This window comes from Sphingobium sp. Z007, from assembly GCF_900013425.1.
Taxonomy (GTDB): Bacteria; Pseudomonadota; Alphaproteobacteria; order Sphingomonadales; family Sphingomonadaceae; genus Sphingobium.
This window is the reverse complement of record NZ_FBXK01000005.1, coordinates 2,120,650-2,133,777: the sequence shown is the minus strand read 5'-3', so window position 1 is coordinate 2,133,777 and position 13,128 is coordinate 2,120,650. Positions and strand designations below refer to the sequence as shown.

Here is a 13,128-nt window from a genome sequence, read left to right as displayed (position 1 = left end):
TCCGCCTTGCCTTAACCCTCATTGAATGACGCTGGTTCCGTAATGATCCCCGCGGGGATCATTACGAAAGTTTAACGTCGTCCCTGAAATTGCCGCAGGAATTCATTGTCCGGCGACAGGATGATGTTGGTCTGGCCCGGCCGATCGGGCGCGAAGGTGTAACGATAGCTCTGCATCCCCCGATAGAAATCGTAGAAGGACGGGTCCTTGCCGAAACTTTCGGCATAGATGCGCGCCGCGTTGGCGTCGGCCTCGGCGCGGATGATCTGCGCCTGCTTGGCCCCCTGGGCGCGGATGGTCAGCGCTTCCTGCTCGCGCGCGGTGCGCATCCGGGTGAAGGCGCTTTCCAGCGGCGTGCCGTCGGGCAGGTCGGCGCGCTTGATCCGCACGTCAACAATCTCCGCGCCATATTGGCGCGCGACCCGGTCGAGCCCTGCCTCGATATTCTGCATCACCTGGCCGCGTTCGGGGCTGAGCAAGGCGGCAAAGGGCCGCTTGCCCAGTTCGTTGCGCAGCGCGGACCCCAGGATCGGGCGCAGCGCCTCGCCCACACGTTCCTCATTGCCCGCCGCGATATACATGCGCAGCGGGTCGACGATGCGGTAACGGGCGAAGGCATCGACCTGGAGACGTAGCTGGTCGGTCGACAGCACCTGCTGCCGTTCCATCTCGACCGACAGGACGCGTTTGTCGATCCACACGATTTGGTCAACGAACGGCCAGCGCATGATGATGCCAGCGCCGGTATTGCCGAAGGTCTCATTGGGGCGATAGCGGTTGATAATCGCCTTGGGATCGCCAAAACGCACGACCACGCCCTGCTTGGTTTCGGGCACGATCGCCACGGTGCTGCCGACGAGGATCAGCAGCGCGAGCAGGATCAGCGCGAGGGCGACGGGATGACGCAATATTGCGGGCATTACTGGCCTCCCGTGCTGGCGGCGTCGGGCGCTGGGGTCGCCTGCGCACGACGCTTGATTTCGGGCAGCGGCAGATAGGGCGTCACATTATTGCCCTCGACGATGGTCTTGTCGACGTTCGACAGCACGCCCTCCATGGTTTCATAATACATGCGGCGGCGGGTCACATCAGGCGACAGCTTATATTGTTCATAGACCTTGTCGAAGGCCGCGGCCTCACCCTGCGCCTTGGCCGTCACCTGCTGGGCGGCGGCGCGCGCTTCGTTGAGATAAGTCTGCGCCGTCTGCTGCGCGGCCGACACCGCCTTAAAGGCGTCGTTGACGGCGGTCGGCGGATCGGCCTGCTTGATCGCGACGCCCTGGATACGGATGCCCGACTTATAGCCGTCCAATATCTCCTGCATCCGCAATTCGACCTGTTGCTCGATCGCGGTGCGCCCGGCGCCCAGCGCATCGTCCAGGCTGACGCTGGCCAAAACGGACCGCATAGCGCTTTCGGCGACCTCCCGAACGCTGGCATCCGGGTCCGATAGCTGGAACAGATAAAGTTCAGGATTGCGGATGTTCCAGCGCACCGAATAGGCGAGGTCGATGATATTCTGGTCGCCGGTCAGCACCAGATTCTCGCTTTCCGCACTGGCGGAGCCGACATCGATGGTGCGGATTTCCTCAACATCAACCGTGGTCACCGCTTCGAACGGGGCGGGCAGGGTCAGGCTGATACCAGGGGTCAGGGTACGGCTATATTTGCCCAACAGGGTAACGACGCCGCGCTCCTGCGGACCGACGCGGTGGAAACTGGTCAGCACCAGCCACAATATGACAACCAGGGCGATCCCGATCGGCCACAACGCCTTACCCGATGCGCGCGGCGGCATACCGCCAAAGCCGCCGCTATTCTCGCCGCCGCCCTGGCCGAAGCTCTCACGGCCACGACGCAACAGCTCCTCAATCGCCGATGGCCCCTTCTGGCTGCCGGACGGCCGGCCCGGCTGTGTCCACGGGTTACGTGGGCCACCGTCGCCGCCACCCTTCTGACCGTCCCCGTTGGGTCCGTCATTCTTGCCGCCCCAGGGGCCTTGGACCATCGATGCGATCGCGGGCATCCACCCGAACATTCTTCTCATGCCCTCTTCTATAGGAAGGCTCTGCGCCGAAAAACAGTGCCAATGGCCGCGATTATTTCCTACAGGGCTTGGTTATGACCGATCTTGCCGATTTCACCGCCCGTCTGACCGCCCTTACCGATGGTCGCGCTAGCGCGCCGCGGGTCAAGGAAGGGGTGATGACCATCGCCCTCAATGTGGGTGGCCTACCTCTGGACAAACGGGACGGGCTGGCCGCCGCGATCCGTGAAGGCGCGCTGACCGTGCTCGGCGTGACTGATGTGCGCATCGCCATGACCGCGGAGCGAACGCCGGTGGAAACGCCGACGGCTAAGCCGCCGCTGCGCATCCTGGCCGTAGCGTCCGGCAAGGGCGGGGTGGGCAAATCGACACTGTCGGCCAATCTCGCCGTCGCGCTGCACCGGCTGGGGTTGAAGGTCGGGCTGGTTGATGCCGACATCTATGGCCCGTCGCAGGCGCGGCTGATGGGGAGCGAGGATCAAAAGCCGCAGGCCCGCGACAAGAAATTGATTCCCGTCACCGGCACGCTGGGCATTCCGATGCTGTCGATGGCGCATCTGGTGGAGCCGGGTAAGGCGCTGGCCTGGCGCGGGCCGATGGTCGGCAATGCCCTGACCCAGCTGATTGACGCGGAATGGGGCGACACCGAACTGCTGGTGGTCGACATGCCGCCCGGCACCGGCGACATCCAATTGACCATGGTGCAGAAGCACAAGCCCGTCGGCGCGGTGATCGTGTCCACGCCGCAGGATCTGGCGCTGATCGATGCCACCCGCGCTGTCAGCCTGTTCCATCAGGCCGGCGTCCCGATGGTCGGCCTGGTCGAGAATATGGCCGGCTATGCCTGCCCCCATTGCGGCGAATTGTCCGATCCTTTCGGTCATGGCGGCGCGGAGAGCAAAGCAGAGGACCTGTCGATGCCGTTCCTCGGCCGCATACCCCTGGCGATCGACATCCGCCAGCGCTCCGACGCGGGCGATCCGCCAGCGGCGGGCGAGGGCGTCCATGCCGACGCCTTCCATGCTATCGCCCGCAAGGTCGCCGACTGGCTCAAGACATCGGCCTGATTACAGCGTCAAATGCAGATATTGGCTGAAGCCATTGGGTTCATAGTCGCCGAACGCGCCGCCGTCGATGAAGCCATGGGCGCGATAGAGCGAAAGCGCCGGTTCGAACGCCGCGCCCCGGCCGGTTTCCAGGCTCAGCCGCGTCATGCCGCGCTCGCGCGCCGCTGAGACGATGTGCCGCAGCAGCGCTTTGGACACGCCCTTGCGCAGATAGTCGGGATGGGTCCGCATCGACTTGATCTCACCCTGATCGGCCGACAGGGACCGCAGCGCGCCGACCCCGGCGACGGCGGCACCGTCCCATAAGGTCCAGACGCTGATATCAGGTGTCTGCAATGCCGACAGGTCCAGCGCGAATGCGGCGTCGGGTGGGCTGTCGGCCTGCATCCCGGCCAGGTGGAGCGCAAGCAGCGCGCGGGTTTGCGGGTCGGTCAGGTCGTCGGGGCGAATATCGAACATGGCCTGTCATTATAGTGAATGTGCGACGAAAGGAACGTCTTGCCTTCGCCTGCGTCCTCCCCATCTCGGTCGCAAAGGAAATACGCCATGCCGCTCACCGCCCCGCAGGACATCGCCACACTGCTTTCGGAAACCCGCACGATCGCGCTGGTCGGCATTTCCGATCGCCCGGACCGCCCCAGCTATGGCGTGATGCAATTTCTACAGGGCCATGGCTACCGCGTCCTGCCGGTCAATCCGCAGATCGCCGGTGAGCATGTCCATGGCGAATTTGTCTGGGGTCGCCTGTCCGACATCGGGGTGCCGATCGACATGGTCGATATCTTCCGCCGCAGCGAGGCGGCTGGGGAGGCGGTGGACGACGCCATCGCCGCCGGCGCGAAGGCGGTGTGGATGCAACTGGGCGTAGTCAACGAAGCCGCGGCCGCCCGCGCCGAAGCGGCAGGGTTGAAAGTGGTGATGGACCGTTGTCCCGCGATCGACATCCCGCGGCTTGGCCTTGCGCCGATCGTCGCCGAATAACGCTAGGCAGCGCGGTCTCGCGTCTCTATCAGGCAAGGCATGGCGCGCACCCCGCGGAAGCAATCCGGCAAACATCAGGGCATCGACCGCCGCACGCTGCTGATCGGCGGCGGCGCAGCGGCGGGGCTGCTGCTCGCCTGGGGCGTATGGCCGCGCAGTTACCAGCCCAATCTCAATGCCGGTCCCGGCGAAACCATCGTCAACGCCTTCCTGAAAATCGATGCATCCGGCCAGATCATCGTCGTCGTGCCGCAGACTGAAATGGGGCAGGGCGTCACCACCGTCCTGCCGCAGATATTAGCCGACGAACTAGGCGCGGACTGGCGCACGGTCGCGGTGCAGAGCGCGCCGATCAGCCCGCTCTACGCCAACACGCTGCTGGCGCGCGAATGGCTGGCGAGCGACTGGACGCGGCTGCTGGGCGATGCCGGTGATTGGACGATCGGCCAATATGCGACACGCAGCGCGCTGATGCTGACCGGCGGCGGCACGTCCGTCCCGATGTTCCGCAACGCCTATCGCGACGCCGGCGCGGCCGCCCGCGTGCTGCTGTGCAAGGCGGCGGCGGCGCGCTGGGCCATTCCCTGGGAAAGCTGCGATATACAGGAGGGCATCATCTCCGACGGCGGCGCCCATCGGATGAAGATCGGCGATGTGGTCGCGGACGCCGCTCGATTCGATCTGCCCGATATCCTGCCCTATCGCCAGGGGCAGGATGGCCGCCTGTCTGGGCAGGATCTGCCGCGGCTTGACACCCCGTCCAAGATCGATGGCAGCCATAATTTCACCGCCGACATCCGCCTGCCCGACATGGTCTATGCCTCGATCCGGCAGGGGCCGATCGGCGACGCCGTGCTGGCCGGGCTGGACGAACGCGCCGCTGGCAGCGTCATCGGCTTCCTCAAGCTGGTGCGGCAGGAACGCTGGGTCGCCGCGATCGCCAGCAACTGGTGGGCTGCGAACAAGGCGCTCGACCTGGCCGACCCGATATTCACGCTGCGCGGCGTGCCAGTCAGCAGCGGTGGGATAGACGACGCGCTGGAGGCGGCCTTCTCCGGGTCGGCTGGACGTCGCCTCTATGCCCAGGGCGACCTTGGCCCGGTGTTCGAGGGGGCGACCATCCTCGCCAGCGAATATCGGGTCGATGCCGGGCTGCATCTGGCGCTCGAACCTCAGTGCGCCACCGCCCGCGTCTCTGATGACGGCGCGGAAGTCTGGATGGCGACGCAGGCGCCCGGCCTGGCCCGCGCGGCGATTGCCGATGCGCTTGGCCTGCCGGATAGGGCGGTGACGCTCTATCCGCTCCACGCCGGCGGGTCGTTCGGCCGTAATATGGATTGGGATGCGGGCGTACAGGCGGCGCTGCTGGCGCGCGACATGGGGCGGCCGGTGCAACTCCTCTGGTCGCGGCTGGAGGATGTGGTGCAGGACCGACCCAGCGCCCCCGCCCACGCCCGCATGGCGGCGAAGCTCGGCCGCAACGGCGCGATCGAGGGCTGGCTGGCGAAGGTCGCCGCACCCTGCGCGCTGACGCAGACATGGGCGCGGATCGCCAACGGCGCATTGCCGCACGTCGCGGCGGCGGACGCGGCGGACAAGGCGACCCGGCTGGCCGTCGCCGGCATGGTGCCGCCCTACGCCATTCCCCACTGGGCGGTCGATCATTTCCCGACCGATGTGGGCCTGCCGCTCGGCTTCATGCGCGGCAATGCGCATCTATACGGGGCTTTCTTCACCGAGAGTTTCATCGATGAACTGGCGCATCTGTCGGGGATGGAGGCCATGTCCTTCCGCATCCAGATGCTGGGCGGCAATCCGCGCTTGGCCCACTGCCTCTCCACCGCGGCGTCGATGGGCGGCTGGCAAGGCGGCATCGCGGGCAGCGGGCAGGGGATATCCGCCCATATGATGGACGGGGCCTATGCCGCGATCATGGTGGAAGCGGCGATGAACGGCGACAATCTGAGCGTCAGCCGCATCGTCGCCGCGGTCGATGCAGGCGATCAGGTGAATCCCGACATCGCGCGCCAGCAGATCGAAAGCGGGCTGGTCTATGGCCTCGCCTACGCCATGGGTGCATCCGTGCCCTATGAACGAGGCCTGCCAACACGCGCCATACTTGGCCGCATGAACCTGCCGCGCCTGGCCGACATCGGCGAAGTCACGGTGGAACTGATGCGTAGCACTTGCGATCCCGCCGGCGTCAGCGATCTGGCCGCTCCGCTCGTCGCCCCTGCCATCGCCAACGCCCTGTACACATGGACAGGTCAGCGCATGCGCAGCCTGCCGCTAGTGGGAGCCGCATGACCATCCCCCCCAATCATCCCGCCATCCCGACGCCGAAAGTCGGCGTTCTCCTCATCAATCTCGGCACGCCAGACGCGCCCGACCCGAAGTCGGTGCGCCGCTATCTGGCGGAATTTCTGTCCGACCGGCGCGTGGTGGAGATTCCGCAACTCCTCTGGCAACCCATCCTGCGCGGCGTCATCCTCACTACTCGCCCGAAGAAATCGGCCCATGCCTATCAACAGGTGTGGACGCCGGAAGGGTCGCCGCTTGCCGTCTATACCCGCGCGGCGGCCCATGCCTTGCAACAGGCGATGGGGGAAGGCGTGGTCGTCGACTGGGCGATGCGCTACGGCAATCCCGCCATTGCGGAAAAGCTGGCCGCGATGAAGGCGCGGGGCTGCGAGCGTATCCTGCTCGCGCCGCTCTATCCCCAATATAGCGCCGCGACGACCGCAACCGCCAATGATGCCGCCTTCGCCGCGCTCGCCGCGATGCGCTGGCAGCCTGCCATTCGCACCCTGCCGCCCTATCATGACGATCCGGCCTATATCGCCGCGCTTATGGCGTCGATCGACCGGCATGTCGCCGCACTCGACTTCGTGCCCGACGCCTTGCTCGCCAGCTTCCACGGCATGCCCGAACGCACCCTGCATCTGGGCGATCCCTATCATTGCCAGTCGGTCAAGACCGTCCGCCTGCTGCGCGAAGCCCTGTCTCTGAAAAACCCGCCGCTGCCGGTCCATATGAGCTTCCAGTCGCGGTTCGGGCGCGCCAAATGGCTCGAACCGGAAACCGAGGCTACGCTCGCCAAATTGGTTAAGGAAGGTGTCCGAAACATTGCTGTCGTCACACCTGGCTTCTCTGCGGACTGCCTTGAGACCTTAGAGGAAATCGCCCTGCGCGCGAAAGAGGTTTTTTTGGCCCAAGGTGGCGAAAAATTTGCCCTTTTACCCTGTCTAAACGCGTCGGCGGAAGCTATCACTCTCTACCACAGGCTTATGAGCCGTGAACTTTCGGGTTGGATCGACTGACCCGGTTTGAGGAAGAGGATAGGCACATGTCGAGAGTGGCGATCGTGACCGGCGGAACACGCGGCATCGGCGAGGCGATCAGCCTGGCATTGCAGGAAATGGGCTATACTGTGGCCGCCAACTATGCCGGCAATGAGGAAAAGGCGAAGGCCTTCACCGACAAGACCGGCATCGACACCTTCAAATGGGATGTCGGCGATCATCAGGCCTGCCTCGATGGTTGCGCCGCGGTCATGGAAGCGTTGGGACCGATCGACATCGTCGTCAACAACGCCGGCATCACCCGCGACGGCGTGCTCGCCAAGATGAGCTTCGATGACTGGAACGAAGTGATGCGCATCAACCTTGGCGGTTGCTTCAATATGTCGAAGGCGACTTTTGGCGGGATGCGGGAACGCGGCTGGGGCCGGATCGTCAATATCGGTTCGATCAACGGTCAGGCCGGCCAATATGGCCAGGTCAACTATGCCGCCGCTAAATCCGGCATCCACGGCTTCACCAAGGCATTGGCGCAGGAAGGCGCAAAGTCGGGCATCACCGTCAACGCGATCGCGCCAGGCTATATCGACACCGACATGGTCGCCGCCGTGCCCGCGCCGGTGCTGGAGAAGATCGTCGCCAAAATCCCGGTCGGCCGTTTGGGCCAGGCCAGTGAAATCGCCCGCGGCGTCGCCTTCTTCTGCAGCGAGGAAGGGGGCTTCGTGACCGGTAGCACCTTGTCGATCAATGGCGGCCAGCACATGTATTGATGACGATGGGCGGCCCCGACCAGCCTTCGGGGTCGCCCTTCGCGCCGCCGGTCAAGCGGAGCGTGACGATCGCTGGGCACCAGACGGCGATCAGCCTGGAACCGATCTTCTGGGACGCGTTGCGCGCCCATGCTATCCGGCAAAACCTCCCCATCAACGCCCTGGTCGCCCGCATCGACGCAGCACGGCTGGCTGTGGCGCATCCGCCCAATCTGGCTAGCGCTATCCGCTGCTGGCTGTTCGCGCAGCCCGCCTGCGACACTGATAAGAATTATTCGCAATAGCGTTGACTCTGAGAAAGACTCTCAATAGCAGGCCTCCAACAACGAAGGGGATCTGCAAATATGTCGAAATCTGCGAACATGACGTCCTTTCTGGCACTGGGTTGCGTTGGCGCGATGGCCTTTGCGAGCAGCGCAAGCGCGCAGGACGCTGAACAGGGCACGCGCTTGGGCGGCATGACGGTTACCGACACGGCGATCGACGAACCGGCGGTTAAGGTGGAAAAGGCGGAGTCGCCCAAATATGTGCGCCCCCTGCTCGACACGCCGCAGACCATTACGGTGATCGGCAACCAGACCATTTCCAAACAGAATCTGTTGACCTTGCGCGACGTGCTGGCGACCGTGCCCGGCATCACCTTCGGCGCGGGCGAAGGCGGCGGCGGCTATGGCGACAGCATCAACTTGCGCGGCCAGAGCGCCAATACCGACATCACCATCGATGGCGTGCGCGACAGCGCCCAATATAGCCGCACCGACCCGTTCAACCTGGAACAGATCGAAGTCATCAACGGCGCCAACTCCGTATTTAGCGGATCGGGATCGATCGGCGGCACCATTAACCTCGTAACCAAGCGGCCCAAGGGCTATGACGAAACGCTGCTGACCGCGGGCATCGGCACCGACGACTATTATCGCGCGACGGTTGACAGCAATGTGAAGCTGTCGGAATTCGTCGCCGTGCGCCTGAACGCCATGTATCATGAAAATGAGGTGCCGGCGCGCGATGTCGATCATTACAAGCGCTGGGGCGTGGCGCCGTCGATCAAGTTCGGCGGCGACGGCCCGACTACGATGACGCTGCTCTTCTCGCATCAGGAAGACGAAAATACGCCCCTTTATGGCGTGCCCTATTACAAGAACGCGGTCTATGACGGCCCGCTGCCCGGCGTCCCCTATAGCGGCTATTATGGCTACAAGAATGTCGATCGTCAGGACCAGACGGTCGATCAGGCGACGATGATCTTCGAACATCAGGTCAGCGATCTGCTGACTATCCGCGACCTGGCGCGCTGGCAGCGGGTCGAACAAAATCTGGTGGTCAATCCGCCGCAAGGCGGCACCTACTGCCTGGCTGATGGCACGACCCAGACGGGCGTGGCCTGCGCGGCCGGTCAGTCGCGCAACACCTATTATCCCGGCGGCCCGCGCGGCACCTATCGCTTCTCGGAAAACCAGTCGCTTTACAACCAGCTCGATCTGACCTTCTCCATCCTCGGCGGCCACAAGCTGGTGCTCGGCGCGTCGGCGCTGCATGAAGATTATACGTTGAGCAGCGGCAATCTGTTGCGCAATGCAGGCGGCGCGACGCCCAACCCGGCGCTGGACCCGATCAGCATCTCCAACCCCAACGCCATCTATACCGGTCCGATCAACCAGACGCAGACCGCCTATCAGGATAGCGTGCTGAACAACGTGGCCGCCTATGCCTTCGCCGCGGTCAAGTTGGCCGAGCAACTCGAACTGAATGGCGGCGTGCGGTACGAACACAACAAGGCGGTATTCCGCGCCGATACGATCACGCCGTCCGCGCTGCCGATCCCGGCCGGCCAGACGAGCCGTTACCTGACCGGCGCCAACCAGGTCGCGGTCGACGATCTCTTTTCCTACCGTATCGGCCTGGTCTATAAACCGGTGCCCAACGCCAGCCTCTATCTGGCCTATGGCAACAGCAGGAATCCCACGGCGACCACCGTCCGGTCGGGATGTGGCCTGGCGGCGGCGGGTAATTTCGGTGTCGATCCCTGCGAAGCAAAGCCGGAACAGGCGGTCAATTACGAAATCGGTGGTAAGATCGACCTGTTCGACGCGAAGCTGCAACTCAGCGCCGCGCTGTTCCGCAACGAACGCACCAACTATCGCGTCACCAGCAACGATCCGCTGATCGGCACGCTGCCGGTCAATGACGGCAAAAACCGGGTCGATGGCGTTACGCTTGGCGCGACCGGCAACATCACCGACGCCTGGTCGATCTTCGCCAACTACACCTATCTGGACAGCAAGGTGATCCAGAGCGTGTCCGACGCCTGTATCGCCAACCCCGGTCCGCGCACCGTCAATGGCGTGACGACCAACCCCTGCGGTAACAACGCCGCCGTCCTGGACCCGCAGGCCGGTCAGCAATTGACCAATACGCCCAAACATTCGGGCAGCCTTTGGACCACCTACACGCTGCCCTTCGGCCTCCAGGTGGGTTATGGCCTGACCTATCAGGGCAGCTTCCTGCTGACCAACCGGGCGCTGGTGACCCCGCTGGTGGCGGGCAGCACGGCGATCGTCCCAACCTATCGTTCGGACTCCTATCTGATCCATCGAGCGATGCTGTCCTACGCCTTCACGGAAAGTCTGACGGCGCAGCTCAATGTGCAGAACTTCACCAACAAGAAATATTACACCAGCATCCGCAACAATGGCTGGGCCAACCCCGGTGAGGGCCGCTCCTGGGTGCTGAGCCTCAACTATAAGCTGTGATTCAACGCCGTCCCTTGGCCTATCCGGGCCGGGGGGCGGCCGAGGTCATCCCGACGCCAAACATCGCAATTGATTCGCATTAGGCTTCGCGCTATCGGAACTGACAGGCGCACGCAAAGGGAGGCACCGGCATGTTGCAGGCGGCAAGCCAGCCGATTGACGATTATGACGGCGCGCCGGAGCCGGTTGTTGCGTCCGCGCCGGTCGTGGCTTCGTCGCTCTCGCCCTTCGCCATGGTGCCCGCCGATCGCTATGGTGCCCGGTCCCGGCCCAATATGCCCGCTATCGTCGCCATTCTGGCCGTCCATGCGCTGCTGATCGGCGCGCTGATCCAGGTGCGCAACCATGTGCAGCGGACGGAGGTGGCCAAGCTGACGGTCGTGAACCTGTCGCCGCCACCTCCACAGCCACCCGCAGCAGAAACGCCGCCGCCCCCGCCGTCCGCGCCGCAGGTGGTCGCGCCGCCACCGATCGTGCAGACGCCGGTGCCGGTGCAGACCGTCCAGACATCGCCCGAACCCGTTCCGGCCCCTGCGCCCGCGCCGGTGACCATCGTCGCGCCGTCAGCGCCCGCGCCTTCCCCCGCGCCGCCCGCGCCGCCCGCCATGGTGCAGGGCGGTGACCTGGGCACCCAGATGGTGGCGGGAAAGCCGCCCCGTTATCCGATCGACAGCCGCCGCAAGCGTGAGCAGGGGACGGTGGTGCTGGCCATCACGCTCGCCGTCGATGGCGCGGTGGAGAGCATCGCCGTCAGCCAGAGCAGCGGCTTTTCCCGGCTCGACAATGCCGCCAGGGACGCGGTCAAGGGCTGGCGCTGGAAGCCGACCATTCGGGGCGGACAGCCGGTGCGGGTTCGGGGCGTGGTGGAAATCCCGTTTGTTCTGCGCACCGATGCCGCCTGACGGACACGCTTTTCCATGCTGATTGCCATACCCGACCTGATCGACGCCGATGGCGTCGCCGCCATTCGCGCGATCATCGATGCCGCGGACTGGGTGGATGGCAACATCACGTCCGGTCATCAGTCCGCGCTGGCCAAGCATAACTTGCAATTGCCCGAAGATTGCGCCGCGGCGCAGGAAGCGCAGCGGATCGTGTTCGACGCGGTTGGTCAGAACCCGCTGTTCATCGCCGCCGCTTTGCCGCAGCGCATCTTTCCGCCCCTGTTCAACAGCTATGCCGGCGGGCAGGCGTTTGGCACCCATGTCGACAATGCGATCCGCATCCGCAAGGGTACGACCTTCCGCGTCCGGTCCGACCTGTCGATCACCGTCTTTCTGGAAGACCCCGACGCTTATGACGGCGGCGAACTGACGATCGAGACGCAATTCGGGGTGCAGCAGGTCAAGCTGCCCGCCGGCCATGCGGTGCTGTATCCCTCCTCCTCGCTGCACCGGGTCGAGCCAGTGACGCGCGGGCGACGCGTGGCCAGCTTCTTCTGGGTTCAGTCGATGGTGCGGGACGATGCAGCGCGCCAGACCTTGTTCGACCTGGACAGCAGCATTCAGCAGCTTGCGCAAACGCTGGGCCACGACAATGTGCAGGTCATCCGCCTGACCGGCGTCTATCACAATTTGCTGCGGCGCTGGGCCGACGCCTGAAGGGCGGGGTAGGGGCTGCCGGTGCCTATTCCTCTTCCGCCATCATCGGCTCCCCCGGCGGCGCATCGACCCAGCGCTGCGCCACCGCATAAGCATGGCCCGCGCGCAGGAACGCCGCGATCGCTTTCTCCCGCTGCTTGGGGTCCAGCGGCGCGGTCGCATAGGGGCCGACCCGCTTGCGCCGGGCAAAGCGGTCCGCCGCCGCCCAGGCTTCGGACGCAATCTGCACGTCCGCCTTTTCCCGGGCCTCCTCGCCGATCCCCGCCGCGCGCAAATCCTGGTCGATCCGCCGCGCGCCATAGCCGCGCCGGGCCAGCGCCCCGCTCTTCATCACCGCATAGCCCGCGTCGTCGATATAGCCCAGGTCCACGAATCGATCCGCCAGACCATCCGGGTCCGCAGGCGCATCGCCGCCCCATCCGCGCTCCTTGATCTTGCGCTTGAGATAGCTGAGCAGCTTCCCCCGGCTGGTGGCGAAGCGGGCGACATGGCGCAGCGCCATGTCGCGCAGCGCGCTTTCATCGAGCGGTGGGGGGAGGCGTTTGCCGGTCATCAGGATGCAACATGCGACATGCGCCATCTTTATGCCACAGTCGGGCCGGAATTTCAC

13 protein-coding genes are annotated in these 13,128 nt (G+C 64.7%); 9 read left to right on the top strand and 4 right to left on the bottom strand.

Annotation, left to right across the window (positions count from 1 at the left end; genetic code table 11):
- Window positions 1-71: 71 nt before the first annotated feature.
- Together hflC and hflK are read right to left on the bottom strand one after the other, a co-directional pair.
- Window positions 72-920, bottom strand: a complete 849-nt coding sequence (hflC, locus tag CEQ44_RS18320) for a protease modulator HflC (protein WP_088183257.1) — start codon at window positions 918-920, stop codon at window positions 72-74.
- The gene (gene hflK / locus CEQ44_RS18315) at window positions 920-2,047 is read right to left on the bottom strand and encodes an FtsH protease activity modulator HflK (RefSeq protein ID WP_176400258.1); all 1,128 of its coding nucleotides are present in this window, start codon (window positions 2,045-2,047) and stop codon (window positions 920-922) included. Before hflK ends, hflC begins: the two co-directional genes overlap by 1 nt.
- Window positions 2,048-2,121: 74 nt before the next feature.
- Between hflK and CEQ44_RS18310 the strand changes: the two genes are divergently transcribed.
- Window positions 2,122-3,114, top strand: a complete 993-nt coding sequence (locus CEQ44_RS18310) for an Mrp/NBP35 family ATP-binding protein (protein ID WP_088183256.1) — start codon at window positions 2,122-2,124, stop codon at window positions 3,112-3,114.
- Here the strand turns inward: CEQ44_RS18310 and CEQ44_RS18305 are convergent, their stop codons facing one another.
- Entirely contained in the window at window positions 3,115-3,573 is a 459-nt protein-coding gene (locus CEQ44_RS18305; RefSeq protein WP_088183255.1) for a GNAT family N-acetyltransferase, read from the bottom strand.
- 87 nt (window positions 3,574-3,660) lie between these two features.
- Here CEQ44_RS18305 and CEQ44_RS18300 point away from each other — a divergent pair, with 87 nt between their 5' ends.
- From CEQ44_RS18300 to CEQ44_RS18265, 8 genes are all read left to right on the top strand, one after another.
- Window positions 3,661-4,095, top strand: a complete 435-nt coding sequence (locus CEQ44_RS18300) for a CoA-binding protein (RefSeq protein WP_088183254.1) — start codon at window positions 3,661-3,663, stop codon at window positions 4,093-4,095.
- Between the two features lie 39 nt (window positions 4,096-4,134).
- Window positions 4,135-6,402 carry a xanthine dehydrogenase family protein molybdopterin-binding subunit gene (locus tag CEQ44_RS18295; RefSeq protein WP_088183253.1) on the top strand — a complete coding sequence of 756 codons (2,268 nt, stop codon included), beginning with the start codon at window positions 4,135-4,137 and terminating at the stop codon, window positions 6,400-6,402.
- The gene (hemH, locus tag CEQ44_RS18290) at window positions 6,399-7,415 is read left to right on the top strand and encodes a ferrochelatase (protein WP_088183252.1); all 1,017 of its coding nucleotides are present in this window, start codon (window positions 6,399-6,401) and stop codon (window positions 7,413-7,415) included. The genes CEQ44_RS18295 and hemH overlap by 4 nt, the downstream gene beginning before the upstream one ends.
- Window positions 7,416-7,441: 26 nt before the next feature.
- The gene (gene phbB, locus CEQ44_RS18285; protein ID WP_088183251.1) at window positions 7,442-8,164 is read left to right on the top strand and encodes an acetoacetyl-CoA reductase; all 723 of its coding nucleotides are present in this window, start codon (window positions 7,442-7,444) and stop codon (window positions 8,162-8,164) included.
- Window positions 8,164-8,448, top strand: coding sequence for a ribbon-helix-helix domain-containing protein (locus CEQ44_RS18280; RefSeq protein WP_088183250.1), 285 nt, complete (start codon window positions 8,164-8,166; stop codon window positions 8,446-8,448). The genes phbB and CEQ44_RS18280 overlap by 1 nt, the downstream gene beginning before the upstream one ends.
- Before the next feature lie 78 nt (window positions 8,449-8,526).
- Window positions 8,527-10,917: a TonB-dependent receptor gene (locus tag CEQ44_RS18275; protein ID WP_373438209.1), complete on the top strand. Its 2,391-nt coding sequence runs from the start codon at window positions 8,527-8,529 to the stop codon at window positions 10,915-10,917.
- Window positions 10,918-11,048: 131 nt separating this feature from the next.
- Window positions 11,049-11,819 carry an energy transducer TonB gene (locus tag CEQ44_RS18270; protein ID WP_088183248.1) on the top strand — a complete coding sequence of 257 codons (771 nt, stop codon included), beginning with the start codon at window positions 11,049-11,051 and terminating at the stop codon, window positions 11,817-11,819.
- A 15-nt stretch (window positions 11,820-11,834) separates the two neighbouring features.
- Window positions 11,835-12,518 (top strand): Fe2+-dependent dioxygenase, encoded by a 684-nt coding sequence (locus CEQ44_RS18265; protein WP_088183247.1) that lies wholly within the window; start codon window positions 11,835-11,837, stop codon window positions 12,516-12,518.
- 25 nt (window positions 12,519-12,543) lie between these two features.
- On the opposite strand, the gene CEQ44_RS18260 is transcribed toward CEQ44_RS18265, so the two are convergent.
- On the bottom strand, window positions 12,544-13,071 hold the full coding sequence (locus tag CEQ44_RS18260; protein WP_088183354.1) for a regulatory protein RecX: 528 nt from the start codon (window positions 13,069-13,071) through the stop codon (window positions 12,544-12,546).
- Window positions 13,072-13,128 lie beyond the last annotated feature (57 nt).